Source organism: Comamonas avium (assembly GCF_014836675.1).
Classification (GTDB): domain Bacteria; phylum Pseudomonadota; class Gammaproteobacteria; order Burkholderiales; family Burkholderiaceae_C; genus Comamonas; species Comamonas avium.
This window is the reverse complement of sequence record NZ_JACSQK010000002.1, coordinates 1-25,201: the sequence shown is the minus strand read 5'-3', so window position 1 is coordinate 25,201 and position 25,201 is coordinate 1. Positions and strand designations below refer to the sequence as shown.

Genomic DNA, 25,201 nt, shown 5'->3' with positions numbered 1-25,201 from the left:
CCATCATAGAGATTTGGCACGCCCCATGTGTGGCGGCCATGCCCCCAATCGCAGACAATAAGGGTTTGGCGCAGCCAGCGCGTGTCCGGCCTGACGGGTTGCAATGCGCGGTTTTCGCGTCTCCCACTTTAGTTTTACCGCGTGTCCAAGTCCCATAACGACCCCCTCACCATCGCCGCCGATACTGCTGTCAGCAGCAAGATGACCCCGCAAGAACGCCGCTCCAGCGCCAGCCTGGCGCTGATTTTTGCGTTGCGCATGCTGGGGCTGTTCTTGGTGTTGCCGGTGTTTGCCTTGGAAGCGGCGCATTACCCCGGAGGTGACGACCCCGTCATTGTGGGTCTGGCCATGGGGCTGTATGGCCTGACGCAGGCGGTGTTTCAGCTGCCGCTGGGCATGGCCTCGGATCGCTTTGGCCGCAAACGCATCATTGTCGGCGGCCTGGTGGTGTTTGCCATTGGCAGTCTGGTGGCGGCACTGGCTGATTCACTCACCGGCTTGATGGTGGGCCGCGCCCTGCAAGGTGCGGGTGCGGTGTCGGCCGCTGTGACGGCGCTGATGTCAGATCTGACACGGGACAGCGTACGCACCAAGGCCATGGCCATGGTCGGCGGCTCCATTGGTTTGATGTTCGCGCTGGCGCTGGTGCTCAGCCCGTTGCTGGCCGCGTGGGGCGGTCTGTCGGGCATCTTTGGCCTGACCTTTGCCCTGGCGCTGTGCGGCGTTGCCGTGGTGATCTGGGTGGTGCCGCCCGAGCCGGTTGAGCACCACAGCGAGCGACGTGGCAAGCCCACAGAGCTGCTGCAGCACAAAGACTTGCTGCGTTTGAATGCCGGTGTGTTTATTTTGCACACCGTGCAAATGGCCATGTGGGTGGCCGTACCCGCCTTGCTGGTGGCTGCCGGGCTGCTGAAAGACGCGCACTGGAAGGTGTATCTGCCTGCAGTGGTGCTGTCGTTTGTGGCCATGGGCGGGCTGTTTTCCATGGAGCGCAAAGGCAAGCTGCGCGCAGCCTTGCTGGGGGCCATCAGCTTGGTGCTGATCGTGCAGATCGGTCTGGGCGTCGTGGCTCAGACCAGCGCGCAACCCTCGCTGGCGCTGATGGGTGTGCTGATGTTCTTGTTTTTTGTCGGCTTTAACGTGCTCGAGGCCAGCCAGCCCAGTCTGGTCTCTCGCATGGCGCCAGCACACCTGCGCGGGGCCGCACTGGGAGCGTACAACACGCTGCAGTCGCTGGGCTTGTTTGCTGGTGGTTTCCTGGGCGGCGCGCTGGCCAAGTGGGGCGGCATGCCAGCCTTGTTCACCAGCACCGCGGTGCTGATGGTGCTGTGGCTGGCGATCACCTGGCCGCTGCGACCTGTGGGGCGGCCCGTACGATCCTGAAAATAGGAGCGCTTAACGCATGCCTACAAAAGGTTTCAAAGTGAAAATACTTTGAAACCTTTGTTGTATATGCACTTGAAGCTCTTGTTTTTGAAAAATCGTCGCTCATCCACCACGCTGCGCAGCGGGAATTTGGGTGGATGTGCAGGCGTTAAAAACATCAGTTAAGCTGCGTTCCTGCAGCCTGCCGGAGGGGCTGCAATTACTGATCTGGTTCGGGACCCTCCCCCTTCACGCCCGAACTACCTGCACAGGATTTTTTACACCATGGCATCTGTCAACAAAGTCATCATCGTCGGCAATCTGGGTCGCGACCCCGAAATGCGCACCTTCCCAAGCGGCGATCAGGTGGCCAACGTCACCATCGCCACGACCGACCGCTGGCGCGACAAGAACACCGGCGAGAACAAAGAATCTACCGAGTGGCACCGCATTGTGTTTAATGGCCGCTTGGCTGAAATCGTGGGTCAATACCTGCGCAAGGGCAGCCAGGTCTATGTAGAAGGCAGCCTGCGCACCCGCAAGTGGACCGACCAGGCCACCGGCCAGGAGCGTTACGCCACCGAAATTCGCGCTGACAGCATGCAGATGCTGGGTAGCCGACAAGGCATGGGTGGTGGCAATCAGGGCCAGGGCGGTGGCTACGCAGAAGACAGCGGCTACGGTGACAACGGCGGTTATGAAGCCGCTGCTCCAGCGCCCCGTCGTCCGGCTGCAGCCCCAGCACCCCGCCAAGCCGCTCCACAGCAGCGCATGGCTTCACCAGCGGCAGCACCCGCTCCGATGGTACCGCCTCCACAGCGTGCGGCTTCAGGCTTTGACGATATGGATGACGACATTCCGTTTTAATTTCGCACTTTGACTGCGCTGACTCTCAAGCCCATACGGCTGTCCGTATGGGCTTTTTGCATGGGGCGCAGGTTTTAGTCCTGCGCGGGCGCGGGGATTAACGTGTGGCGACATCGGCATGGCGGCTTCTGCGCCAGACTGTCTGCTCTATTTACGTTAGCGTTCTGCGTGCTGTTGCCATGTTTTCTTTCTACGCCAACGAATGGCGCCGCTTGCTGCTGGGCTTTGATACTGAATCCAGCGCTGTATTGGCGCAGATTGCACAAACCCACAATCAAGTTTTGGCAGAGCATTTTTACAGCGCCATGCTGGAAGATGAAGCAGCCTCAGGGCTGCTGTCCCATGAGCAGGTGCAGTCCCGCTTGATGGGTTCCATGCGCCGGTGGATTGTCCAAGTTCTGAGTGCACAGGTTGACGATGACTTGGGTGCCTTGGTTGCGCACCAGGTCAAGATTGGTGAAGTCCATGCACGCATCGATGTCCCGGTGCATCTGGTGCTGCGTGGTGCACGCAGTCTGAAAGAGGGTTTGCGGGCCGTGTTGAGGCAAGAGGCCGCAACTGACTATGCCGAGGCGATGCAAATGGCGGCCACCCTGATTGACCACGCCATGGAGGCCATGTCGCAAGGTTATGCCATCTCACGCGATCGCAACGCGCGCACCACAGAGGCCTACCGTTTATTTTCTGTCACACAAAACTTGGCGACCGTGCGCGAGCAGCGCCGTGCAGAACTGCTGGACTGGGAAAACCAATGCCTGTATCTGCATGCCATGGGGGCAGGTAACCAGCCGCTGAGCAGCTTGTCGACCTCTGACTTTGGCCTGTGGTTCCGCCACAAAGGTGTGGACATTTTCAACGGTGCTCCGGCAACGCAGAGCATCCTGGATGCGATTGAACAAATCGACAGTCACTTGCTGCCGGCCCTGATGCAGGCCAAGGGCGCAGATGTGGGCTTGCCGCTGCTGCAGTTGCGTGAGCAATCGCGCCACATTGCGATGAACTTGGAGTCTCTGTTTACCCAAAACAGCGAACTGGATGCAGGGCGTGATGTCTTGACCCAGTTGCTCAACCGCAAATTCTTGCCTGTGGTGCTGTCCAAAGAGGTGGCCTACGCGCGCAAACATGCCTCGACGTTCAGTATCGTCAGCATTGATATCGACCATTTCAAGCGCATCAATGACCAGCATGGCCACGAAGGCGGCGACATGGTGCTGCAGCAAGTGGCGCTAACGCTCAGCAACAACATTCGGGGTGGAGATTACCTCTTCCGTCTGGGGGGGGAAGAGTTCTTGATGCTGCTGGTGGACACGCCTGCCACCGGTGCGGCCAGCGTGGCAGAAAAACTGCGCGCCCATATTGAGCGGGAGGTGTTCCATCTGCCGCAGAACGAACGCAGGAACATCACGATCAGTGCAGGGGTGGCCTCTTTTGATGGCCATCCGGACTACCAGCGGATACTTCGTGAAAGTGACGAGGCACTCTACCGGGCCAAGAACGAAGGCCGCAATCGCGTGGTCAGCGCCTAAAACGGTCAAAGCGGCCAAAAACAAAGCCTGCAACAGTAATGCTGCAGGCTTTGTCGTTGGTGAAGGGGGCGCGTGCTTAACGCAGATTCAGCACGTCAAACATGTCGAACTGGCCCGTGTTCTGGCTGGCCAGGAAGCGCACGGCGCGCAAGCTGCCCTGCGCATAGGTCGAGCGGCTGCTGGACTTGTGGGTGATCTCGATGCGCTCTCCCGTGCCGGCAAACAGCACCGTGTGGTCGCCCACGATGTCTCCGCCCCGCACCGTGGCAAAGCCAATGGTGTTTTCCTTGCGCTCGCCCGTATGGCCAAATCGCTCATACACCGCACGGTCTTGCAGCTGTGTGCCCTGGGCTTGTGCAATCACCTCACCCATCTTGAGCGCGGTGCCAGAAGGCGCATCGACCTTGTGCTTGTGGTGGGCTTCGATGATTTCGATGTCGTAGTCCGTATCCAGCGCCTTGGCAGCCATCTCCAGCAGCTTCAATGTCACGTTGACGCCCACGCTCATGTTGGGGGCCAGCATGATGGCTGTCTGCTGTGCAAAGGCGGCGATCTGCGCTTTTTCCTCTTCGCTGAACCCGGTGGTGCCGATCACCGCTTTCACGCCCAGCTGTGCACACACAGCCAGATGAGCCAGCGTACCTTGCGGGCGGGTGAAATCGATCAGAAAGTCCGCTTTGGACAAGGCGCTCTTCAGGTCACTTTCAATCACAGCGCCGCTGGTCTGGCCCAGAAAGGCGGCAGCATCCATGCCCAGTGCCGGGCTGCCGGGCAAGTCCAGCGCAGCAGTCAGTACGCAGTCGCCACTGTTTTGAATAGCCTCCACCAGCATGCGGCCCATGCGGCCTGAGGCACCGGCTACGGCGACACGCAAAGGGGTGGTGGGGGAAGAAGTCGAGGTCATAACAATCCAGTCAGTGTGTCAAACGTACAAAGCCGCTCAGCGCTGATGGCGGAGCGGCTTGTGCACAGCAGCGCAGAGAGGCGGCTGCGTTAGCGGCTTTCCAGTGGCGGGTAGCTGCGCTGAGGCTGTGCGGTTTCTTCGGTCACAGTATCTGCAGCTTTGTTCTTGGCAGCAGGAAACTTAGCCAGCTGTTCTTCCGTGGCTTGCAGGTTCGGAATCTTCAGCTTGCCGATGGGTTTGCCCAACGCGGCAACGAATTCGGACTCGGATGGCATTTCATCGCCCTCTGCGCGGACAAACCGCTCACCGTCGAAGAACACGGCCAGCTTGCGGTTTTGTTCCTGCACGCCTTGGCGCTTGATGGTGAACACATATTCCCAGCGATCGTTGTGGAACACGCTGGTTAACAGCGGTGTGCCCAAGATCTCGCGCACTTGCTGGCGGCTCATGCCCGGTTGCAAAGCTTGCACCTGTTCACGAGAAACAAAATTGCCCTGCACCACTTCCACCTTGTAAGGTGTGATGGCGCTCATGGCATTGCGTGTGGTTTCACCAACGCTGCTGCATGCAGCCAAGAGTGAGGCTAGAGACAGAGTCAACGCCACACGGAGGCGACAACGAGCTTGTACATGCATGGGTAATCGGTCAAAGGATATGATCTGCACCATTGTAGCGGCAGGTTTTTGTTTGGGCTTACGCAAGTTTGGCCCTGCTATGAACTGGCCGTTTTGATGTCTGAGGCTAGCTGTCGTAAGCTAGCGCCAAACAGCCACTCTCCAATTACGCCATGAAGAACATTGAAGACCTTAAAAGCACGGGCCTGAAAGCGACACTGCCGCGTCTGAAAATTTTGGAGATTTTCCAAATTGGAAAGCAACGCCACATGACCGCAGAAGATGTCTTCCGTGTGCTGCTGGATGAGCGCTCAGACATTGGCCTGGCAACGGTATACCGTGTACTGACGCAGTTTGAACAAGCCGGCATCTTGCTGCGCAGCAACTTTGAAAGCGGCAAGGCCGTTTACGAGTTGAATGAAGGTCAGCACCATGACCACTTTGTGTGCACTTCCTGCGGCAAGGTGGAAGAGTTTTACGACCCTGAAATTGAAAAGCGTCAGCAAATGATTGCCGATCAGATGGGCTGGAGCATTCAGGACCACTCCATGTCCCTGTATGGACAGTGCGCCGCCTGTTCCAGCAAGGCCACCAACAAGCGCTGACTTGCGCGGTAAAACGCACTGAAAAAAGGCATTCCCACGGAATGCCTTTTTGTATTTTGGGGCTCAATGGCCTGCGCCTTTGCCCATGTCGCGTTCCATGGCTTTGCGGTGGCGCTCCACAAACTCCTGATAAGTGTCGATGCCACGCAGTTGCAAGATGCTGTTGCGCACAGCGGCCTCGACCAGTACGGCAATGTTGCGGCCTGCAGTCACAGGAATGACCACCTTGCGCACCAAAATGCCCAGCACATCCTGGGTCAGTGGCTCTTGCGGCAGACGCTCATATTCCCGCTCCATGGTTTCTTTGCGTACCAGATGAACGATGAGCTTGAGCCGCATTTTGCGACGCACGGCCGTTTCCCCAAAGATGGCGCGGATGTCGAGCAAGCCGATGCCGCGCACTTCCAGCAAGTTTTGCAGCAACTCAGGGCACTTGCCTTCAATGGTGGTCTGGTTGATCCGGTACAGGTCCACCGCATCGTCGGCCACCAGTCCGTTGCCACGCGTGATCAGCTCAAGCCCCAGTTCACTTTTACCCAAGCCTGATTCGCCGGTGATCATGACTCCCATGCCCAAGATGTCCATGAACACCCCGTGCATGGTGGTGCGGTCGGCAAAGTGCTTGGACAGATATGCACGCAGTACATCAATCACAAACGCAGATGCTTCTGCCGTGGAGAACATGGGAATCTGTGCCTGCTCGCACATGGTGAGCAGCGCTGGAGGCGCTTGCTGGCCATCTGCCAGCACTAAAACGGGAGGCTCCAGATTGACGATGCGGCCAATGCGGCGCGCACAGTCTTCGGGCGTGGCGTTGAGCAGGTATGCCACCTCGCGTTCGCCCAGCACTTGCAGGCGATAGGGGTGGATGTAGTTGAGGTAGCCAACGAGGTCAGCGCCAGAGCGCGCAGAGCGCACCGCTATTTCATCGAAACGGCGCTCTGAAGCGCCCAGGCCTGCCAGCCATTCCCAGCGCAAGGTTTCACGGAAAGCTTCGAAAAGCCGGTTGGCGTTGATGGCTTTGTGGCGCATGGGCGAGGCTTAAAGGCCTTGCCAGCCTGATGCACCGGCAAGGCGGGTGGTTAGGAGGCTGCGGTGGATTTCCAGTCGGCGATCAACTGGTAGAGGGCTTCAGCGTAGGTGGCGTTTTTGAGCGATTCACGCAGATTGCTGTCGCTCAGCAGTTCGGCAATTTCGGACAGGATTTCCAGGTGTTGCTGGGTGGCAGCTTCAGGCACCAGCAGAAAGATAAGCAACTGCACCGATTGCTCGTCAGGTGCATCAAAGCCAATCGGGCGCGCCAGTTGAAATACGGCGGCCATCGGGGCCTTTAAACCCTTGATGCGACCATGGGGAATGGCTACACCATGTCCCAAACCCGTGGAGCCCAGGCGCTCGCGGGCGAACAGGCTGTCAGTGATCAATGCACGCGAGAGACCATGCAGCCCTTCAAACAAGAGCCCAGCTTCTTCGAAAGCGCGTTTTTTGCTGGTGGCATCAACGCTCACAAGCACTTGAGCGGGCGACAAAATGGAGGCAAGACGGTTCATTTGAAAACTATTATGCATCGCCCGAGCCGAAAATGTCTGGCAGGTGCGTGGGAGCAAAAAGGCCGCCAACCGGCGGCCTCTCATTGAGGACTTTACCTAAATCTTCGCACAAGCAAAAGGCTTTGCACCTCAATGGAGCTCGATGGTACTCAATTCCCGCTTAACCGGGGCGCTGCGCCAGCCTTGGACTCGGGTTTTATGTCCCATTACCTGGCGGTCAAGCTTGTCTACCAGTTCGTCAATGGCGGCGTAAAGGTTCAGGTGCTTGCTGCCGGCATGCAGCGCATTGCCTTTGATGAGAATGCTGCATTCAGCACGCTGGCGACGCTCTTTCTGCGATTCGTTGTGCTTGGACAGCAGTACCTTGATGTGGATGACCTGGTCAAAGTGGCGCAATACGCGCTCCAGTTTGGAGACAACGTAGGCGCGCAGTGCAGGGCTTACTTCGAGATGGTGGCCGCTGATGGTTAGGTTCATGAATCAACCTCCTGTGCTTTCAGGTTCGCAAAGCTGTGACCGCACACCAGTGTGCTGTGCGGAAAGGGGCGGTTGAATGCGCATTCGTCGCTTGCCACCACTATGCGCCTCTTGCCGGGCCTGTGCAACGGCATTTCGGCACGCTTTGCTGGGGAATGGGCGCCCTGCAGACGGAAGCGCAAATTCAGCGCAAAATAAGCTGTTTTTGCTGAGGGCTGCACTGTGCGTTTGCTGCCATTCATGATCGGCATTGACATCGAAGCAGTCGCGATTGTCAGCTTTTTGCGCGCCAGTCCGGCTCTAAAATCCTGCATCGGAGCACCGCCTGTTAGCCTGTCGCTGATGGCCCTGCCACGTTCCGACCTCCTTTTGTCTGCCCTCTCATGACACAGTCCACGACTTCTGCTTTGCACACTTCCAACATCACCTCGCTGCCGCTGCTGGCTCGCGGCAAGGTACGTGACAACTACGCCGTGGGCGATGATCGAATTTTGATGGTGGCGTCTGACCGTCTGTCGGCTTTCGATGTAATCATGGGCGAGCCCATTCCGGGCAAGGGGGTGCTGCTGACGCAGATGGCGCTGTTCTGGTTTGACAAGCTGGGGCACATCTGCCCGAACCACCTGACCGGTGAAGCGCCCGAGTCCGTAGTGACGCCTGAGGAAGTCAAGCAGGTGCAGGGCCGCTCCATGCTGGTCAAGCGCCTCAAGCCCATCATGATTGAAGCGGTGGTGCGCGGCTATCTGGCCGGCAGCGGCTGGAAGGAATACCAGGAAAACCAGGCCGTATGTGGCGTGAAGCTGCCAGCGGGCCTGGTGAACTCGGCCAAGTTGCCTGAACCCATCTATACCCCTGCTGCCAAGGCAGAGATGGGCGATCACGACGAAAACATCACCTACGAACGCACGGTAGAAATGGTGGGCGAGGAGCTGGCCGCCAAAATTCGCGACACCGCAATCCGTATTTACAAAGAAGCGGCAGAGATTGCGCTGACCAAGGGCATGATCATTGCGGATACCAAATTTGAGTTTGGTCTGACCGATGACGGCGAGCTGGTGCTGATGGACGAGGTGCTGACACCCGACAGCTCGCGCTACTGGCCCGTGGAAGGCTACGAAGATGCGCTCAAGGCAGGTGTGAACCCGCCCAGCTACGACAAGCAGTTTGTGCGCGACTGGCTCGAGCAGGCCAAGGTCAATGGCAAGCTGTGGGACAAGACAGCGCCTTCACCCCGCCTGCCGCAGGAAGTGATCGATAAGACCGCCGCCAAGTACCGCGAAGCGCTGCAACGACTGACTGCCTGAGGGGTCGCCCTTGCAGGTACGTAAAAAAGCAGCCTTGAGGCTGCTTTTTTTGTGAAAGCTTTTTAAAAGAAGAGCTGTTAGCGCTTTCCCAGCCTTGTTTTCGATATAAAAAGTATTTGAAAAGCTTATTGTTTAAGCGACGAATGCTCTCTTTTTATCTGCGTGAAGGCGTGGCTTGCAAGGCTGTGACGACGTCGGTGGCCAGTTTGCGCAGTGCTTGCCAGCCGTCTCGGGGCCAGCCGTCAGCCGGTAAACCTTTGACGATGCCATCGACCACATGCGCGGAATGCAGCAGACGTACGGCGGCATTGGGCGTCAGGCGGGGCACGATGCGCTCAAACAGTTTTTCTTTGGGCCCCCAGATGCGCAAGCTGCGCAGCACCATGGGCAGCGGCTGCCCACTGGCCAGTGCATCTTTCACGCGTTTGAGGTTGCGGATGTCTTCAGACAGCGTCCAGTGCACCAGCACTTCGGCCGTGCCTTCGGCTTGCAGCCCGTCGAGCATGCGCACCACACGTGGCAGATTGCCCGACAGCACGGCTTCGGACAGCTTGAAGACGTCGTAGCGGGCGACGTTGAGCACGGCTTGCTCCACAACTTCGTAGCTCAGCTCGCCTGCGGGTTGCAGCAAGCCGAGTTTTTGAATCTCCTGATGCGCCGCCAGCAAGTTGCCTTCGACGCGGTCGGCAAAGAACTGCAGCGTGCGCTGGCCTTCTTCGCCCGACGCCACACGCTGGTTTTGCTGTGCCAGGCGCTGTGCAATCCACCCTGGCAGGGCGGCGCGTTCAATGGCATCGATCTGGATGGTGACGCCATTGGCATCCAGTGCGCCAAACCATGCACCTTTTTTGGTGGCCGCATCCATGCGGGGCAGAGTGATGATGGTCAGCGTGTTTTCATCGTGTGCAGCCGAACTGGCCAGCTGCTGTATGGCGGAGCTGCCGTCTTTGCCGGGTTTGCCGGAAGGAATGCGAATTTCGACCAGCTGCTTGTCGGCAAACAGGCTGAGCGAGCCACCAGCGGCGAGCACGCTGCTCCAGTCAAAATGCGCGCCTTGCACGGTATGCACGCTGCGCTCGGTGTGGCCAGCAGCACGTGCAGCGGCGCGGATCGCATCCGCCGCCTCCTGCGCTTGCAGTGGCTCATCGCCGTGCAGGGTGTACAAAGGCCGCAAACCTTTTTGCAGGTGTGCGGCCAGTTGGTTCAGAGCCAGTTGCATGCGAAAGTTAATCAGCCGCAGGCGCGTGAGCGGCTGCCAGACGGCGCAGCAGCTGTTGTGCCAGATCGGAGTACATGTTGCGGTAGAGCGCGGCTTCTTCTTCGTCCTTGGCCAGGGCCAGAGATTCGTTGAAGCTCATCTCGCGCTTTTGCTGCATTTCTGTGTCTTCAATCCAGACGCGGCCTTCTCTGTCAACTAGCTTGAAGCGGGCAAACAGGCGCAGCTCCACTTCACGCACCTGGCCTGAGGCGGTTTTGGCCAAAATTACGCGCTGACGGCGCTCGCCCAGCAAAAACAAGGTGACCTCTGCGGTATCGGCTTTGGCGGGTGGCAAGATCACTGTGAGGTTGCCGCCCGCGGTGGCCAGGTTGCGCAGTACTTCGCGCGTAAAGGGAGAGCCCTCGGGCGCTCGGACGAACAGAGTCGAGAACGGGAAGGACGGCGCGCCACGCAGGCGAAAGCCGCAGGCGCTGACCACAGGGGCCAGGGCCATCAGAGAAAGCAGCGTACGTTTGCGCATGGCGTGCATCCTTGGGGTTGCGTTAGACGACGATGTTGACCAGGCGGCCAGGCACCACGATCACCTTCTTGGGTGCTGCGCCGTTGGTGAACTTCAGCGCGTCTTCGTTGGACAAAGCCACGGCTTCGATCTGCGCCTTGTCGGCCGAGGCAGGCACGCGGATGGAGCCACGCAGCTTGCCGTTGACCTGCAGCACCAGCTCCAGCTCATCTTGCACCAGCGCCTTGGGGTCTACCTCGGGCCAGGATGCATCCAGAATGTCGCCTTGCTTGTTGGCGTAGCCCAGCGCCTTCCACAGCATGTGGGTCAGGTGAGGGGTGGCGGGGTAGAGTACGCGCAGCAAGATGCCGAAGCTTTCGATCATGGCGATCTGGCCGTCGGCGGTGTGCGTCGCCTTGAAGCCTTCCAGCGCGTTGATCATCTTCATCGCACCCGACACTACGGTGTTGTACTGCATGCGCTGGTAGTCATAGTCCACCTGCTTGAGCACGGTGTGAATCTCCAGTCGCAGGGCCTTGGCATCCTTGTCAAACTGCACATCATCCAGGCTGTCCAGGCCCAGCGCCAGCATGATGGCGGGGGTGTAGTTCACGCCCAGCAGCTTGTGGCCAAAGTTGTACACACGGCGCAGGAAGCGGTAGCTGCCCTCTACGCCAGCGTCGTTCCACTCCAGCGTCAGCTCGGGCGGCGCGGTGAACATGGTGTACAGACGTGCGGTGTCAGCGCCGTACTTTTCAATCAGCTCTTGCGGATCGATACCGTTGTTCTTGGACTTGGACATGGTGCCCACGCCCTCGTAGTCAATGGCTGTGCCCACGGGCAGCATGCCGTCGGCGCTGTCCACTGCCACCTTGAGCTTGGCACCAGTGATCTTGCCGCCTTCGTCCAGCACGTGTTCCACGTCCTTGGGCCAGAAGTATTCCTTGGCGCCCTTTGCGGTGCGGCGGCTGTAGATGTGGTTGAGCACCATGCCTTGCGTCAGCAACTGGGTGAAGGGCTCATCGACCTTCACCAGACCCAGATCGCGCATCACCTTGGTCCAGAAGCGTGCGTACAGCAGGTGCAAGATGGCGTGTTCAATGCCGCCGATGTACTGGTCCATGGGCATCCAGTAGTCGGCACCCTCGGCCACCATTTTCTCGCTGTTCTGTGCGTCGCAATAGCGCATGAAGTACCACGAGCTGTCCACGAAGGTGTCCATCGTGTCGGTTTCGCGGCGGGCGCTCTTGCCGCAGCAGGGGCAGACCACGCCAGCGTGGAAGGACTCTGACTTGACCAGCGGGTTGCCTGAGCCATCGGGCACAAGGTCTTGCGGCAGCACCACGGGCAGGTCTTTTTCAGGCACAGGCTGGGCGCCACAATCTTCGCAATGGATGATCGGGATGGGTGTTCCCCAGTAGCGCTGGCGGCTCACACCCCAGTCGCGCAGACGCCAGGTGGTCTTCTTTTCGCCCAGATTTTTGGTGGCCAGCAGTTCGGCCACCTTGTCCACAGCTTGCACCTGGTTGAGGCCGTTGAGCGCACCAGAGTTGATACAGACACACTTTTGCTTGTCGCCATACCACTCTTGCCAGGCGTCGGTGTTGAAGGTCTGGCCCTCTACCGTTACCACTTGCTCGATGGGCAGACTGTACTTCTTGGCAAAGGCAAAGTCGCGTTCGTCGTGGGCAGGCACGCCCATGACGGCACCGTCGCCATAGCTCATCAGCACATAGTTGCCCACCCAGACTTGCACCTGCTTGCCAGTGATGGGGTGAGTTACGAACAGGCCCGTGGGCATGCCCTCTTTTTCCTTGACGGCCAGCTCTGCCTCAGTCGTTCCGCCCTTTTTGCACTCTTCAATGAAGGCGGCCAGCTTTGGGGCGCTGGCTGCAGCGTGCTGTGCCAAGGGGTGCTCAGCGGCCACGGCGCAGAACGTGACGCCCATGATGGTGTCGGCACGCGTGGTGAAGACGTACATCTTGCCGTCGTCAATCAGCTTGCCAGCAGCGTCCTTGATGTCGTGGGTGAACGCAAAGCGCACGCCGGCGCTTTTGCCAATCCAGTTCTCCTGCATCAGGCGCACCTTGTCGGGCCAGCCAGTCAGGGTGGCCTTGTCGTTGCCCACTTGTACGTGCTCCAGCAGCTCCTGGGCGTAGTTGGTGATGGCCAGGTAGTAGCCCGGAATCTCGCGCTTTTCAACCGGCGCGCCAGTGCGCCAGCCGCGCCCGTCAATCACCTGCTCGTTGGCCAGTACGGTCTGGTCCACCGGGTCCCAGTTGACCACCTGGGTCTTGCGGTAGGCAATGCCTTTTTCCAGCATTTTCAGGAACAGCCACTGGTTCCACTTGTAGTACTCGGGGTCGCAGGTGGTGATTTCGCGGCTCCAGTCGATGGCCAGACCCATCGCCTGCATCTGGTTCTTCATGTACGCGATGTTGTCGTACGTCCACTTGGCTGGTGGCACTTTGTTCTTGAGCGCTGCGTTTTCTGCAGGCAGACCAAACGCATCCCAGCCCATGGGCATCAAGACGTTGTAGCCCTTCATGCGCAGCTGGCGCGTGAGCATGTCATTGATGGTGTAGTTGCGCACGTGGCCCATGTGCAGCTTGCCGCTGGGGTAGGGCAGCATGGAGCAGGCGTAGAACTTCTTCTTGTTGCTGTCTTCTACGACGCGATAGGCATCGGTGGCGGTCCAGTGGTCGTGTGCGGCGCGCTCGACCTCAATGTGGTTGTATTTGTCTTGCATGGAACTGGTTGGTGGTGCTGCAGTCACAATACTGCTTCGCGTAGATTTTAGGCGCTTGGGCGCAGCTTACCGCTGTCATGGGCTGACACCCCCGCAGCCCTCTGCGCCTCTGCGGCCGAATGGCCGTTTTTTCATGGCCGCTTTTCGTGCCTGTTTTTATGTTTTGTAACTCCGCAGTGCCAAGGCGTTGCGGTGAAGAGGTGAGCTTCGGTGAGTGTGTCTTCGTCTATTTTTGCGCTGTATGCCGATATGGAGCCTTGGGCCCAAGCGACCAGCGGTTTGATGCTGCTGGCCCTGCTGGCGATCGTCTCGCGTTTTATTGCGCAAGGCGTGCTGTTTCATTTTGTGCGCATGTGGCGCAACACCATGCCGCTGGGCTGGGCGCAAATTTTGCTGCACGACCATGTGCTGGTGCGCATTGCCAAGATTGTGCCTTCGGTGGTGGTGCAGCTGGGTATCGGCTGGGTGCAGCAATTGCCTGCTACGGCAACAACAGCTATCGGCAATGCGGCTGCGGCTTTCACCATCTATCACATCGTGCGCGCCTTCACGGCCTTGCTCAGCGAGATCAACGAGGCCCATGACCGCCATGATGGCCCCAAGGCCACCCAGTCGCGCTCTATCAAAAGTTATGTGCAATTGGGCAAGCTGCTGGCCTATGGGCTGGGTGGGCTGCTGATTGTGGCCAGTGTTTTGAATCGCTCGCCGCTGCTGCTGCTCTCGGGACTGGGTGCCATGTCGGCCGTCTTGATGCTGGTCTTCAAGGACACCATCATGTCATTTGTGGCCGGGGTGCAACTGTCTTCCAACGACATGATGCGCGTGGGCGACTGGATTGAAATGCCCCAGGTGGGGGCAGACGGCTTTGTGGTGGACATTGCGCTGAACACCGTCAAGGTGCAGAACTGGGACAAGACCATCACCACCATTCCCACGTGGAAGTTGATGAGCGAGAGTTTTAAGAACTGGCGCGGCATGTTTGATGCCGGGGGCCGCCGCATTTTGCGTGCGCTGCATATTGATGCCGCCACCGTGCATTTGCTGACCGCCGAAGAGCGCAGGGCGTTGACGGGCATTGACTTGCTCAAAAGCTACTGGAATGAACGCGATGGGTTGCTTGCTCAGCCGGAATCGGCAGAGCACGCCATGCCTTTGCAGGCGATTGCACCAGAGATGGTGACCAATCTGGCTGCCTTCAAAGCCTATGCCTATGCGTATTTGCTGGCGCATCCGCGCATTGCCAAGGGTCCGGGCATGTTTTTGCTGGCACGCACGCTGGAGCCATCGCCCACAGGCATTCCCTTGCAGCTGTTTTGTTACACCAGCACCACGGTGTGGGTGGAGTACGAAGGCATTCAGGGCGAGATCTTTGACCACCTGATCGGGGTGCTGCCGCTGTTTGGCCTGTCGCTGTACCAGCGCTCATCGGACTACAGCAACCGCCAGATCGTGCATGCGCTGAGCCATGACGAACCCGAGCACCCCTGAGAGTGGCTCTAAACCCGCACCCGCACGCACAAGCGGGTGCCCAGAGATAATTTCAAGCTATGACTAAGCACCGTGTAGTCGTTGGCCTGTCCGGCGGCGTAGATTCAGCAGTGACGGCCCATTTGCTCAAGCAGCAAGGGCACGACGTGGTCGGCATCTTCATGAAGAACTGGGAAGATGACGATGACAGCGAGTTTTGCTCCAGCCGGCAAGACTTCTTGGATGCGGCCAGCGTGGCCGATGTGCTGGGCATTGAGATTGAGCATGTCAACTTCGCCGCTGACTACAAAGACCGCGTATTTGCCGAGTTTTTGCGCGAATACCAAGCCGGGCGCACCCCGAACCCTGATGTGCTGTGCAATGCCGAGATCAAGTTCAAGGCATTTTTGGACCATGCCATGCGCTTGGGTGCCGACAAAATAGCCACCGGTCATTACGCCCGTGTGCGCCAGAATGCGGACACCGGCCTGTTCGAGTTGCTCAAGGGCGTGGACAACAGCAAGGACCAGAGCTACTTTTTGCATCGCCTCAGTCAGGCGCAGTTGTCCAAGGCCATGTTCCCCGTGGGCGAGCTGTGCAAGATCGAAGTGCGCCGGATTGCCGAAGAAATCGGCCTGCCCAATGCCAAGAAGAAAGACTCCACCGGCATCTGCTTCATTGGCGAGCGCCCTTTCCGTGAGTTCTTGAATCGTTACATCAGCAAAGAGCCGGGCTGGATGCTGGATGACCGTAACCGCCGCCTGGGAAAACACGTGGGGCTGAGCTTTTACACCTTGGGTCAGCGTTCGGGTCTGGGCATTGGCGGTGTCAAGGAAAAGGGGGCTGCCCGCGGCGAGGGTGACCACGCACCGTGGTTTGTGGCGGCCAAAGAGATGGAAAAGAACGTACTGCGCGTGGTGCAAGGGCACGACCACCCTATGCTGCTGTCGCACCGGCTGGACGCAGACAGCGCCAGCTGGGTGGCCGGGCATCCGCCGGCTGCGGGCACTTACGGCTCTAAAACCCGTTACCGCCAGCCGGACTCACCCGCTGTCATCACGAGCGCGGCAACCAGCAGCCACTTTCGTCTGGATTTCCCCGAAGCACAGTGGGCCGTCACGCCTGGCCAGTCGGCCGTGCTGTATGACGGCGAGGTGTGCCTGGGCGGCGGCATCATCGCTGCGGTTGACCCCAAGGATTGATCGAACCCTTCGTACATTCAAGGCAGCTGAGGCTGCCTTTTTTTGATCAAGTCTTGATCAAATCGACTGCAGGCGCATACGCAGCAAGCGCTGGCAGCGATGGTTTACATGCCCAACTGCGCCCGTGCTTTGTCCAGCCAGCCGCGCAAATGCTCGTGTAAATCAGCTTGACTGAAAGAGCAGCTTTCTTCGGTAAACAAGGCGCTGGACTCCAGCCGGTCCAGCAGTTGCAGCAGCACGGGTGCATAGCGCTCGGGCAGCGCTGCAAGCAGTGCCTGTGAGGCGCGCGCTTGCTCGTTGAGGGCAGAGGCACTGATGCTGCCATCTTCAAAGCGCAGCAAGGCATCTTGCAATGCTTGCAGCTGAACGAGGGCGTGGGTCTCGGCGGTCATGGGTGTTTCCTGCGCAATGGTGGTGTAGCTGCAGTGTAGAACCAGTGACGCAGCCTTGTTCCAGCAACACCACGCACTTCTCAGCGAGAATGGTGGCATGAATGCGCTGAACATTGCCGAATACATGCAAACCTTGGGTTTGCAAGCAAAAGTGGCTGCAGCCCAAATGGCGCGCGCCAATGCTGCTACCAAAAGCAAAGCCCTGCTGGCCTTGGCCCGCTTGCTGCGCGAGAGCGTAGAAGCTTTGCAGATCGATAACGCCAAAGACCTGGAACGCGCCATGGCCAACGGTTTGGCTGCACCCATGGTGGATCGCTTGCGGCTGACACCCAAGGTGCTGGAAACCTGCGCCCAGGGCTGCGAGCAGCTGGCGCTGATGCCCGATGTGATTGGCGAAATCACGGGCATGAAGCAGCAGCCCAGCGGTATCCGCGTGGGCCAGATGCGTGTACCTATCGGTGTGTTCGGCATGATTTTTGAAAGCCGCCCCAATGTGACCATTGAAGCGGCCAGCCTGAGTATCAAGAGCGGCAACGCCTGCATATTGCGCGGTGGCTCCGAGGCGATTGAGTCGAACAAGGCCTTGGCCAAACTGGTGGCGCAGGCCATGCAGGAGGCCGGTTTGCCCGCGCACGGCGTGCAACTGGTCGCCACCACCGATCGCGAAGCGGTCGGCCAGCTGATTGCCATGCCCGCCTATGTAGATGTGATCATTCCCCGGGGTGGCAAGAGTCTGATTGAACGCATCAGCCGCGAAGCCAAGGTGCCGGTCATCAAGCATCTGGATGGCAATTGCCACACCTATGTGGACGACCCTTGTGACATCGATCTGGCGGTGAAGGTGACCGACAACGCCAAAACTAACAAGTACAGCCCCTGCAATGCCACTGAAAGCTTGCTGGTGGCACGTGCGGTGGCGCAGACTTTCCTGCCCAGAATTGGCGCCATCTTTGCTGCCAAAGGGGTTGAGATGCGAGGCTGCCCCGAGTCGCTGGCAATCTTGCAGGCGGTGCAGGGCCTGAAGCTGGTGGCCGCGACCGAAGCGGACTGGAGTGAGGAATACCTGGCACCCATCATCAGCGTGAAGGTGGTGGCTGGTGTGGATGCCGCCATTGCCCACATCAACCGGTACTCCAGCGGTCACACCGAGGCCATCCTGACTCGCGACCATGTGCATGCCCAGCGATTTTTGCGCGAGGTGGATTCGGCCAGCGTCATGGTCAACGCCAGCACACGCTTTGCCGATGGCTTTGAGTACGGCCTGGGTGCAGAGATCGGCATCAGCACTGACAAATTCCATGCGCGCGGTCCGGTGGGCATTGAGGGGCTGACATCCCTTAAATACGTGGTACTGGGCGAAGGCGACGTTCGCAGTTAAAGGCTCCAAACCAAAAGGCTGCTTCGGCTGCCTTTTTCTTTGGCCATCGGCGCAAGACGGAAAAATGGCATGAAGATCATCATCTTGGGGGCGGGGCGTGTGGGTTACAGCGTGGCAGAGAGTCTGGTCTCCGAGCGCAATGACATCACAGTGATTGATACCGATGCAGGGCGGCTGGCCGAGCTGCAAGACCGTTTTGACCTGCGCGGTGTGGTGGGCAACGGCATTGATCAACAGGTGCTGGCGGAGGCCGGTGCGGCAGATACCGACTTGCTGATTGCCTGCGCGGCCCAGGATGAAACCAACCTTGTGTGCTGCAAGATCGCGCACATGGTCTTTGGTATTCCGACGCGAGTGGCACGCGTGCGTTCATCCGGCTTTGATGTGAACCAGCCCTTGATGGGGACCGATGGCTTTGCCGTAGACGCCATCATTTGCCCTGAGGCTTCTCTGACCCGCTACATCCGCAAACTGATTGAGTACCCCGACTCCCTGCAGGTGCGTGAGTTTGCCGGTGGGCGAGCGTGCCTGTCTTCGGTGCGTGCCCGTGCACGGGCACCTGCAGTAGGCATGCGCATTGGGGATTTGCGCATGCACAACCCAGATCTGGGGCTGCGCGTTGTGGCCATCTACCGCCGTTTTGCCGATGAGCCTGACCGTTTTGTACGCTGCGATGGTGCTACGCGCATTGAGCCTGGCGATGAAGTCTTTGTGTTGGCAGCCCGCGAGCATTTGCAAGAAGTGTTGAATGCTTTTCACCGCCCCAGCGACCAGCCTGCGCGGGCTGTCCGCCGCATTTTGATAGCGGGTGGCGGACAAGTCAGCCTGCAATTGGCGCAGGAGCTGGCGGCCGAGTCTGACCAGTTCATCATCAAGATCATTGAAGATGACCCCCGGCGCTGCGAGCAGCTGGCGGCGGCGTTGCCCAGCGAGGTGCTGGTACTGCAGGGCAGCCACACGGATGAGGATTTGTTCTTTGAAGAAAACGTTGAAGAGACCGATCTCTTTCTGGCCCTGACGGAAGACGACGAAAACAACATCATGGCCAGCCTGCTGGCCAAGCGCATGGGGGCCAGCCGCGTGCTGGCACTGATTAACCGGCGCAGCTATGCCGATTTGATGCACGGCACGCAGATTGATATTGCGCTGTCACCTGCGCAGGCCATGCTGGGTGAGTTTTTAGCCCACGTGCGCAAAGGTGATGTGCAGGCCGTGCACAGCCTGCGACGGGGTGTGGCCGAAGCGCTGGAAATTGTGGCGCGTGGAGATCGCAAAAACTCCAAGGTGGTGGGACGCAAGGTGGGTGATTTGAAGTTGCCGCCGGAGGTGCACATTGGGCTGATCATTCGCGGTCTTCCGGATACAGAGGACATTCGTGCACAGGCCGATGGGGTGGAGCCCGAAGTCATCATTCCGCGCAGCCATTCGGTGATTGAAAGCAATGACCATGTGGTGTTCTTCCTGCCCAACAAGCGTTTGGTGCAGGAGGTGGAGCGCCTGTTTCGCGTGAGCGCCACTTTCTTTTAAGCGCTGGAGCCCGCCATGCGAGACCTCTTTCCAGTTCTGCGCGTCTTGGGCGTGCTGCTGGTGTTTTTTGCCCTCAGCATGAATGTGCCGATGGCGGCTTCGTGGTTTTTAGAAGATGGCATGTGGCAAGCGTGGCCCAGTGCCATGGCAGTCACGGCGGTGCTGGGGCTATTGATGTGGTTTTGCATGCGCCACCACAAGCAAGAGCTGCAGCCGCGGCATGGCGTGATCTTGGTAACTTTGGTCTGGGTGTGCCTGCCTTTGAGCGCCGCTTTGCCCATGATGCTGATTTACAATCAGCTCGGACTGGATCTGTCTTTTACCTACGCTTATTTCGAAGCGGTATCGGGGCTGACTACAGCGGGCTCATCGGTGCTGTCCAATCTGGATGCGCTGCCGGTTTCACTCAATATCTGGCGCACTTTCCTTCAATGGATTGGTGGCATGGGTATTTTGATCTTGGCGGTGGCTATCTTGCCGCTGCTGGGAGTGGGGGGCAGTCAGCTGTTTCGTGCAGAGGCTGCAGGGCCGGTCAAAGACACCAAACTCACACCACGTATCACCGGCACAGCCAAGGGGCTGTGGGGTGTGTATGCCGTGTTCTCAGTCAGCTGCTTTGTGGCATTTTGGTTGGGAGGCATGACACCGCTGGACGCTGTGATGCATATGTTCACCACGGTGAGCCTGGGTGGCTTGTCGCCGCATGATGCCAGCTTGGCGTATTTCAAATCACCGCTGCTGGAAGTCATTACCTTTGTCTTCATGGTGGCGGCCAGTTGCAACTTTGCGCTGTATTTTGTGGCCATGCGCAAAGGCAACTGGCGGGGGTTCTGGCGTGACCCTGAAATGCGAGCCACCGTTGGGGTGCTGCTGGCAGGTGGACTGTTTGTTGCGCTGCTGCTGTGGGTCAAAGGGATTTATAGCCCGCTGGATGCATTGCGCTACGGGATGTTCAACACCGTGTCAGTGGCGACGACCACCGGCTTTGTGACAGCAGATTATTTGACCTGGCCAGTGTTTGCGCCGGTGTTCATGCTGATCTTGTCGGGCATGGCGACCAGCGCAGGCTCGACGGGCGGCGGCATCAAGATGATGCGCATGCTGATTTTGTTCAGTCAGGCGCGGCGTGAACTGACAAGACTTGTGCACCCGCGCGCAGTACAACCCGTTGTAATGGGCGGGCGCGTTGTGGATAACCGCATGATTTTTGCGGTTATGGCCTTTATGCTCGTCTATGGCGGCACGATTGTGCTGCTCAGCATGGTGCTCATGCTGACGGATCTGGATCCTCTCACCGCATTTTCAGCTGTTGTGGCGAGTGTGAACTGTGTGGGGCCGGGGCTGGGGGCTGTGGGGCCAACATCCTCTTATGCGGCGCTGACAGACTTGCAAATTTGGGTTTGCACCTTAGGTATGTTGTTAGGAAGACTGGAGATTTTGAGCTTTCTGGCACTGCTAACTCCAGCATTCTGGAGAAGGTGAGTGAGCACATGCGTATGATTCGGGGAATAAGGGTTAGTACTTAATTTTGTTGTGACTCCCTACAATTACACAACCACCGTCGTTTGAGGACATAAATGGTTCCACATCTCATTACTGCTTTGACCGGCCCGATTAACGAGCTAGAACAGCGCATCATCGATTCCATGCCCGCGATTGAGCGCTGGTTTCGTTTGGAGTGGATGGAGCACACGCCGCCCTTCTACAGCTCGGTGGATATCCGTAACTCGGGGTTCAAGCTGGCACCTGTGGATACCAACCTGTTCCCCGGCAACTGGAACAATCTGACCGACCAGATGCTGCCTTTGGCAGTGCAGGCCACCATGGCGGCGATCGAAAAGATCTGCCCCGAGGCGCGCAACCTCCTGATCATTCCGGAGAACTACAACCGCAACCCTTCGTACCTGAGCAACTTGGCACAGCTGCAGCGCATCTTCAAGATGGCTGGGTTGAATGCGCGCTTGGGTTCGATCAGTCCGGACATCAAAAAGCCCACAGAGCTCAAGCTGCCCAATGGTGAAACCGTGCTGCTGGAGCCGGTGATTCGCACCAAGCGCCGCATTGGGCTCAAGCATTTTGATCCTTGTACCATTTTGCTCAACAACGACCTGTCGGCCGGTGCGCCGGGCATTCTGGAAGAGCTGTACGAGCAGTACCTGCTGCCCCCGTTGCATGCAGGCTGGAGCGTGCGCCGCAAGAGCCGTCATTTCCAGAGCTACGAAGAGGTGGCCAAGCGTTTTGGCAAGCTGCTGGGTATTGACCATTGGTTGATCAACCCCCTGTTTGCCAAAGCCGAAGGCCTGGACTTCACCGAAGGTGCGAACACCGGCATGGACAATCTGGCCGCGCAAGTGGATGCGCTGCTGACGAAGGTGCGCCGCAAGTACAAGGAATACGGTATCAAGGAAAAGCCGTTTGCCATCGTCAAAGCGGACAACGGCACCTACGGTATGGGTGTGATGACAGTGCGCGACGCCAAGGAGCTCGATGAGCTGACCAAGAAGGCGCGCAACAAGATGGGCATCATCAAAGACGGCCAGATGGTGCAGGACGTCATCATCCAGGAGGGGGTTCAAACCTCTGAGCGCATGCACGATGCCGTGGCCGAGCCCGTGGTCTACACGCTGGATCGCTATGTGGTGGGTGGCTTTTATCGCATGCACCCTGAGCGTGGTGTCGATGAGAACCTGAACGCGCCCGGCTCCAGCTATGTGCCTTTGGCGTTTGCGCACAGCACCCACATGCCCCAGCCCGGCATGCACCCCGGAGCCAGCGCTCCCAACCGTTTTTACATGTATGGCGTGATTGCACGTCTGGCCATGCTGTCTGCCAGCTATGAGCTGGAAGCGACCAACCCGGATGCCGAGGTGTACGACTGACGCTGGGGTGTATTGCGGGGTTCTGAAAAAACAATAGCTATTAACGCGCATGTGGCTTAGGTCTTAAATATAAAACTATTTGAAATCTATATATAGAAAGCATTGGTAGCTCTTATTTTCTAAAGCGCGTGGTGCAAGCCCCGCGCTTTTTTTATGACCTGTGCGCTGTAGCGTGCCTGCAGGTATGGCGCACAGCCGCCGGTCTGCGCACAATGTGCAGCTATGCAATTTTTTAAAGACTTCAGCCTGTCCGCGCTGAGCGCTGGCTTTGTGGCGGTGCTGGTGGGGGTTACCAGTTCGGTGGCTCTGATCTTTCAGGCGGCGCAGGCCTTTGGGGCTACTCCTGCACAAATCAGTTCATGGATGTGGGCGCTGGGTTGGGGTATCGGCTTGTGCTGTGCGGTGCCGTCACTCATTTTGCGCAAACCAGTCATGGTGGCTTGGTCTACACCTGGGGCTGCCGTTTTGGCGGCAGCAGGCGTGACGGGCGGCTTCTCGATGGCCGAGGCCGTCGGTGCCTTCATGGTCAGTGCGGCCCTGATTGCGCTGTTTGGTCTGAGCGGCTGGTTTGAAAAGCTCATGGATCGCATTCCAGCATCCATTGCCGCCGCCTTGCTGGCCGGTGTGCTGGCCCGGTTTGGCTTGCAGGTGTTTGAATCTGCGCAAACCGCGTTGCCTTTGGTGCTGCTCATGCTGGTGGTGTATTTGCTCTCGCGTCGCGTGCTGCCACGCTACGCCGTCATGACTACGTTGCTCGCAGGTGTTGCTTATGCCGCAAGCCGTGGGCTGATGCAGTGGGAGCAAGTGCAGTGGTCATTGGCCATGCCTGTGTGGACGGCACCCGTATTTTCTTGGCAGGCCTGCGTCAGCTTGGCATTGCCTTTGTTTGTGGTGACCATGGCATCGCAGAACTTGCCGGGTGTCGCGGTCATTCGCTCTGCCGGCTATGACCTGCCCATCTCTAAATTGGTGGGCATGACGGGAATTGCCACCTTGCTGCTCGCGCCTTTTGGCGCCTTTGGCATCAACTTGGCGGCCATTACCGCCGCCATGTGCATGGGGCCAGAGGCGCATAACGACAAAGCCAAGCGTTATACCGCCGCAGTGTGGTGCGGGCTGTTCTATGTAGTGATAGGCATCTTTGGTGCCGTCGTGGCGGGTTTGCTGGCCGCTTTCCCCAAAGAGCTGGTCATGGCGATTGCGGGGTTGGCTTTGCTGGGCAGCATCGGTGGCGGCTTGGTCGTTGCGTTGCAGCAAGAAAGCAGCCGCGAGCCCGCACTCATCACCTTTTTGGTCACGCTCAGCGGCATCGTGATTGCCGGGGTTGGCTCTGCATTCTGGGGTGTGGTTGCAGGTGGTTTGGCCTTGTTTGTGCAACAGTACAACCCTTGGCGTACAAAGTAACGCTGCGTTTTCTGTTTTTCACTGAACGGGTTGATACCCTGCAAACCATGCAATTTCTTTTCGTTGCCGATCCGCTGGATACCTTCAACACCAAAAAGGACAGCACCTTTGCCATGATGCGCGAGGCGCAAAAGCGGGGCCACACCGTCTTTGCAACAGAGCCTAAAGACATCAGCTGGCAAGTTGGTGGCAAGGTCATGGCGCAGGTGCGCCAGCTACGGTTGACGGGCAGCCTTCAAGACTGGTACGAAGAAGTGTCTGTAGAGCAGCAGCCCTTGGCCAGCTTTGACGGCGTGCTGATGCGCAAAGATCCCCCCTTTGACAGCGAGTTCTTCTACACCACCCATATGCTTGGACAGGCTGAGCGAGAAGGTGCCAAGGTCTTCAATAAGCCCGCTGCGCTGCGTGACCACCCTGAGAAAATGGCGGTCATGGAATTTCCCGAGGTGCTGGGCCCTACGCTCATCACTCGCAACCCTCAAGACATTCGCGCCTTCCACGCCCAGCACCAGGACATCATCCTGAAGCCTCTGGATGGCATGGGCGGGATGGGCATCTTTCGGGTAGGCGCTGATGGCATGAACCTGGGCTCCATCATCGAGACACTCAACCAGCAAGGCGCCACCAGCGTCATGGTGCAAAAGTTCCTGCCTGCGATTGCGCAGGGTGACAAGCGCATCCTCATCATCGGCGGCAAGCCCGTGCCGTATTGCCTGGCCCGCATCCCTCAAGGCAGTGAAGTGCGCGGTAACTTGGCAGCGGGTGGTAAAGGTGTGGCGCAACCCTTGAGCGACAGTGACAAAGCCATCGCTGAAAAACTGGGTCCCATCTTGGCCCAGCGTGGTTTGTTGCTGGTAGGTCTGGATGTGATTGGTGACAAGGTCACGGAAATCAACGTCACCAGCCCTACGTGTTTCCAGGAGATCCAGCAGCAGACGGGTTGTGATGTCCCGGCGCTGTTCGTCGATGCCTTGGAGCAGGCTGTTCTGGCTGCCTGATTACGCCTTCAAAGCACCCGCCGGAAGGCGGGTGCAGGAATTTCTAGGGAATTCCCTGACGGGCGTCAAAAGTCAGGTTAGAATTGCGGTCTTCGCTGCTAACGACGACGTTACGGTGAAGCAAAAGAAGTTTTAAAAATTCTTTTGCAGGCGCTGTGAAAACGGTGCTACAATACAAGGCTTCGCTGATCGCAGCGAGGTTAAGTTCCAAGAAGAGATTTTTGGGATGTTTCTTTAAAAAGATACAGCCGATAAGCGTGGGCGTTTGAAGGCGA

Annotated in this window: 24 protein-coding genes; 13 read left to right on the top strand and 11 right to left on the bottom strand. The window is 58.4% G+C overall.

What is annotated here, in order from left to right; translation table 11 throughout:
* The first annotated feature begins 201 nt into the window (after positions 1 to 201).
* The 3 genes from H9646_RS02785 to H9646_RS02775 all read left to right on the top strand — a co-directional run bounded on the left by H9646_RS02785 (position 202) and on the right by H9646_RS02775 (position 3,758).
* On the top strand, positions 202 to 1,383 hold the full coding sequence (locus H9646_RS02785; RefSeq protein WP_191722274.1) for an MFS transporter: 1,182 nt from the start codon (positions 202 to 204) through the stop codon (positions 1,381 to 1,383).
* A 267-nt stretch (positions 1,384 to 1,650) separates the two neighbouring features.
* Positions 1,651 to 2,232, top strand: coding sequence for a single-stranded DNA-binding protein (gene ssb / locus H9646_RS02780; RefSeq protein WP_191721825.1), 582 nt, complete (start codon positions 1,651 to 1,653; stop codon positions 2,230 to 2,232).
* A 179-nt stretch (positions 2,233 to 2,411) separates the two neighbouring features.
* Positions 2,412 to 3,758, top strand: a complete 1,347-nt coding sequence (locus H9646_RS02775; RefSeq protein WP_191721824.1) for a diguanylate cyclase — start codon at positions 2,412 to 2,414, stop codon at positions 3,756 to 3,758.
* Positions 3,759 to 3,834: 76 nt separating this feature from the next.
* On the opposite strand, the gene dapB is transcribed toward H9646_RS02775, so the two are convergent.
* Entirely contained in the window at positions 3,835 to 4,662 is an 828-nt protein-coding gene (gene dapB, locus H9646_RS02770; RefSeq protein WP_191721823.1) for a 4-hydroxy-tetrahydrodipicolinate reductase, read from the bottom strand.
* Positions 4,663 to 4,751: 89 nt separating this feature from the next.
* The gene (locus H9646_RS02765; protein WP_191721822.1) at positions 4,752 to 5,297 is read right to left on the bottom strand and encodes an outer membrane protein assembly factor BamE; all 546 of its coding nucleotides are present in this window, start codon (positions 5,295 to 5,297) and stop codon (positions 4,752 to 4,754) included.
* Between the two features lie 152 nt (positions 5,298 to 5,449).
* Here H9646_RS02765 and fur point away from each other — a divergent pair, with 152 nt between their 5' ends.
* On the top strand, positions 5,450 to 5,881 hold the full coding sequence (gene fur / locus H9646_RS02760) for a ferric iron uptake transcriptional regulator (RefSeq protein WP_191721821.1): 432 nt from the start codon (positions 5,450 to 5,452) through the stop codon (positions 5,879 to 5,881).
* Positions 5,882 to 5,944: 63 nt separating this feature from the next.
* On the opposite strand, the gene hprK is transcribed toward fur, so the two are convergent.
* From hprK to H9646_RS02740, 4 genes are all read right to left on the bottom strand, one after another.
* A complete protein-coding gene (hprK, locus tag H9646_RS02755) occupies positions 5,945 to 6,913 on the bottom strand; it encodes an HPr(Ser) kinase/phosphatase (protein WP_191721820.1) in 969 nt (322 codons plus the stop codon).
* A gap of 50 nt (positions 6,914 to 6,963) precedes the next feature.
* Positions 6,964 to 7,431, bottom strand: coding sequence for a PTS IIA-like nitrogen regulatory protein PtsN (gene ptsN / locus H9646_RS02750; protein WP_191721819.1), 468 nt, complete (start codon positions 7,429 to 7,431; stop codon positions 6,964 to 6,966).
* Positions 7,432 to 7,560: 129 nt separating this feature from the next.
* Entirely contained in the window at positions 7,561 to 7,908 is a 348-nt protein-coding gene (gene hpf / locus H9646_RS02745) for a ribosome hibernation-promoting factor, HPF/YfiA family (RefSeq protein ID WP_191721818.1), read from the bottom strand.
* Positions 7,905 to 8,222 carry a hypothetical protein gene (locus tag H9646_RS02740; protein ID WP_191721817.1) on the bottom strand — a complete coding sequence of 106 codons (318 nt, stop codon included), beginning with the start codon at positions 8,220 to 8,222 and terminating at the stop codon, positions 7,905 to 7,907. The genes hpf and H9646_RS02740 overlap by 4 nt, the downstream gene beginning before the upstream one ends.
* Before the next feature lie 69 nt (positions 8,223 to 8,291).
* On the opposite strand from H9646_RS02740, the gene H9646_RS02735 reads away from it, so the two are divergent.
* Complete coding sequence (locus tag H9646_RS02735; protein ID WP_191721816.1) at positions 8,292 to 9,212, top strand: phosphoribosylaminoimidazolesuccinocarboxamide synthase; 921 nt, start codon at positions 8,292 to 8,294, stop codon at positions 9,210 to 9,212.
* 154 nt (positions 9,213 to 9,366) lie between these two features.
* Here H9646_RS02735 and holA read toward each other — a convergent pair whose 3' ends face one another.
* From holA to leuS, 3 genes are read right to left on the bottom strand one after another with little or no spacing between them, the layout of a single operon-like run.
* Positions 9,367 to 10,431, bottom strand: coding sequence for a DNA polymerase III subunit delta (gene holA / locus H9646_RS02730; protein ID WP_191721815.1), 1,065 nt, complete (start codon positions 10,429 to 10,431; stop codon positions 9,367 to 9,369).
* Between the two features lie 7 nt (positions 10,432 to 10,438).
* The gene (locus H9646_RS02725) at positions 10,439 to 10,951 is read right to left on the bottom strand and encodes an LPS-assembly lipoprotein LptE (RefSeq protein WP_191721814.1); all 513 of its coding nucleotides are present in this window, start codon (positions 10,949 to 10,951) and stop codon (positions 10,439 to 10,441) included.
* A 22-nt stretch (positions 10,952 to 10,973) separates the two neighbouring features.
* Positions 10,974 to 13,679, bottom strand: a complete 2,706-nt coding sequence (gene leuS / locus H9646_RS02720) for a leucine--tRNA ligase (RefSeq protein WP_191721813.1) — start codon at positions 13,677 to 13,679, stop codon at positions 10,974 to 10,976.
* A 249-nt stretch (positions 13,680 to 13,928) separates the two neighbouring features.
* Here leuS and H9646_RS02715 point away from each other — a divergent pair, with 249 nt between their 5' ends.
* Both H9646_RS02715 and mnmA read left to right on the top strand, forming a co-directional pair.
* The gene (locus tag H9646_RS02715; RefSeq protein ID WP_191722273.1) at positions 13,929 to 15,167 is read left to right on the top strand and encodes a mechanosensitive ion channel family protein; all 1,239 of its coding nucleotides are present in this window, start codon (positions 13,929 to 13,931) and stop codon (positions 15,165 to 15,167) included.
* Positions 15,168 to 15,226: 59 nt separating this feature from the next.
* Complete coding sequence (gene mnmA / locus H9646_RS02710; protein ID WP_191721812.1) at positions 15,227 to 16,348, top strand: tRNA 2-thiouridine(34) synthase MnmA; 1,122 nt, start codon at positions 15,227 to 15,229, stop codon at positions 16,346 to 16,348.
* Between the two features lie 104 nt (positions 16,349 to 16,452).
* On the opposite strand, the gene H9646_RS02705 is transcribed toward mnmA, so the two are convergent.
* Entirely contained in the window at positions 16,453 to 16,740 is a 288-nt protein-coding gene (locus H9646_RS02705; protein ID WP_191721811.1) for a hypothetical protein, read from the bottom strand.
* Between the two features lie 97 nt (positions 16,741 to 16,837).
* Here H9646_RS02705 and H9646_RS02700 point away from each other — a divergent pair, with 97 nt between their 5' ends.
* The 6 genes from H9646_RS02700 to gshB all read left to right on the top strand — a co-directional run bounded on the left by H9646_RS02700 (position 16,838) and on the right by gshB (position 24,926).
* Complete coding sequence (locus H9646_RS02700; RefSeq protein ID WP_191721810.1) at positions 16,838 to 18,118, top strand: glutamate-5-semialdehyde dehydrogenase; 1,281 nt, start codon at positions 16,838 to 16,840, stop codon at positions 18,116 to 18,118.
* Between the two features lie 69 nt (positions 18,119 to 18,187).
* Complete coding sequence (gene trkA, locus H9646_RS02695) at positions 18,188 to 19,645, top strand: Trk system potassium transporter TrkA (RefSeq protein WP_191721809.1); 1,458 nt, start codon at positions 18,188 to 18,190, stop codon at positions 19,643 to 19,645.
* 15 nt (positions 19,646 to 19,660) lie between these two features.
* Positions 19,661 to 21,127: a TrkH family potassium uptake protein gene (locus H9646_RS02690; protein ID WP_191721808.1), complete on the top strand. Its 1,467-nt coding sequence runs from the start codon at positions 19,661 to 19,663 to the stop codon at positions 21,125 to 21,127.
* Between the two features lie 95 nt (positions 21,128 to 21,222).
* Positions 21,223 to 22,524, top strand: coding sequence for a glutamate--cysteine ligase (gene gshA / locus H9646_RS02685; protein ID WP_191721807.1), 1,302 nt, complete (start codon positions 21,223 to 21,225; stop codon positions 22,522 to 22,524).
* Between the two features lie 222 nt (positions 22,525 to 22,746).
* Positions 22,747 to 23,928 carry a benzoate/H(+) symporter BenE family transporter gene (locus H9646_RS02680; protein WP_191721806.1) on the top strand — a complete coding sequence of 394 codons (1,182 nt, stop codon included), beginning with the start codon at positions 22,747 to 22,749 and terminating at the stop codon, positions 23,926 to 23,928.
* 47 nt (positions 23,929 to 23,975) lie between these two features.
* Positions 23,976 to 24,926: a glutathione synthase gene (gshB, locus tag H9646_RS02675; protein WP_191721805.1), complete on the top strand. Its 951-nt coding sequence runs from the start codon at positions 23,976 to 23,978 to the stop codon at positions 24,924 to 24,926.
* 43 nt (positions 24,927 to 24,969) lie between these two features.
* On the opposite strand, the gene H9646_RS18345 is transcribed toward gshB, so the two are convergent.
* The coding region (locus H9646_RS18345) for a hypothetical protein (RefSeq protein ID WP_225213962.1) at positions 24,970 to 25,201 on the bottom strand (232 nt) is incomplete at its 5' end.

What these genes read in the sequence shown, in the direction of transcription:
- H9646_RS02785 (WP_191722274.1), top strand. Translation starts at nt 202, where the DNA reads ATGACCCCGCAAGAACGCCGCTCCAGCGCCAGCCTGGCGCTGATTTTT.
- ssb (WP_191721825.1), top strand. Translation starts at nt 1,651, where the DNA reads ATGGCATCTGTCAACAAAGTCATCATCGTCGGCAATCTGGGTCGCGAC.
- H9646_RS02775 (WP_191721824.1), top strand. Translation starts at nt 2,412, where the DNA reads ATGTTTTCTTTCTACGCCAACGAATGGCGCCGCTTGCTGCTGGGCTTT.
- dapB (WP_191721823.1), bottom strand. Translation starts at nt 4,662, where the DNA reads ATGACCTCGACTTCTTCCCCCACCACCCCTTTGCGTGTCGCCGTAGCC.
- H9646_RS02765 (WP_191721822.1), bottom strand. Translation starts at nt 5,297, where the DNA reads ATGCATGTACAAGCTCGTTGTCGCCTCCGTGTGGCGTTGACTCTGTCT.
- fur (WP_191721821.1), top strand. Translation starts at nt 5,450, where the DNA reads ATGAAGAACATTGAAGACCTTAAAAGCACGGGCCTGAAAGCGACACTG.
- hprK (WP_191721820.1), bottom strand. Translation starts at nt 6,913, where the DNA reads ATGCGCCACAAAGCCATCAACGCCAACCGGCTTTTCGAAGCTTTCCGT.
- ptsN (WP_191721819.1), bottom strand. Translation starts at nt 7,431, where the DNA reads ATGAACCGTCTTGCCTCCATTTTGTCGCCCGCTCAAGTGCTTGTGAGC.
- hpf (WP_191721818.1), bottom strand. Translation starts at nt 7,908, where the DNA reads ATGAACCTAACCATCAGCGGCCACCATCTCGAAGTAAGCCCTGCACTG.
- H9646_RS02740 (WP_191721817.1), bottom strand. Translation starts at nt 8,222, where the DNA reads ATGCAGGATTTTAGAGCCGGACTGGCGCGCAAAAAGCTGACAATCGCG.
- H9646_RS02735 (WP_191721816.1), top strand. Translation starts at nt 8,292, where the DNA reads ATGACACAGTCCACGACTTCTGCTTTGCACACTTCCAACATCACCTCG.
- holA (WP_191721815.1), bottom strand. Translation starts at nt 10,431, where the DNA reads ATGCAACTGGCTCTGAACCAACTGGCCGCACACCTGCAAAAAGGTTTG.
- H9646_RS02725 (WP_191721814.1), bottom strand. Translation starts at nt 10,951, where the DNA reads ATGCGCAAACGTACGCTGCTTTCTCTGATGGCCCTGGCCCCTGTGGTC.
- leuS (WP_191721813.1), bottom strand. Translation starts at nt 13,679, where the DNA reads ATGCAAGACAAATACAACCACATTGAGGTCGAGCGCGCCGCACACGAC.
- H9646_RS02715 (WP_191722273.1), top strand. Translation starts at nt 13,929, where the DNA reads ATGGAGCCTTGGGCCCAAGCGACCAGCGGTTTGATGCTGCTGGCCCTG.
- mnmA (WP_191721812.1), top strand. Translation starts at nt 15,227, where the DNA reads ATGACTAAGCACCGTGTAGTCGTTGGCCTGTCCGGCGGCGTAGATTCA.
- H9646_RS02705 (WP_191721811.1), bottom strand. Translation starts at nt 16,740, where the DNA reads ATGACCGCCGAGACCCACGCCCTCGTTCAGCTGCAAGCATTGCAAGAT.
- H9646_RS02700 (WP_191721810.1), top strand. Translation starts at nt 16,838, where the DNA reads ATGAATGCGCTGAACATTGCCGAATACATGCAAACCTTGGGTTTGCAA.
- trkA (WP_191721809.1), top strand. Translation starts at nt 18,188, where the DNA reads ATGAAGATCATCATCTTGGGGGCGGGGCGTGTGGGTTACAGCGTGGCA.
- H9646_RS02690 (WP_191721808.1), top strand. Translation starts at nt 19,661, where the DNA reads ATGCGAGACCTCTTTCCAGTTCTGCGCGTCTTGGGCGTGCTGCTGGTG.
- gshA (WP_191721807.1), top strand. Translation starts at nt 21,223, where the DNA reads ATGGTTCCACATCTCATTACTGCTTTGACCGGCCCGATTAACGAGCTA.
- H9646_RS02680 (WP_191721806.1), top strand. Translation starts at nt 22,747, where the DNA reads ATGCAATTTTTTAAAGACTTCAGCCTGTCCGCGCTGAGCGCTGGCTTT.
- gshB (WP_191721805.1), top strand. Translation starts at nt 23,976, where the DNA reads ATGCAATTTCTTTTCGTTGCCGATCCGCTGGATACCTTCAACACCAAA.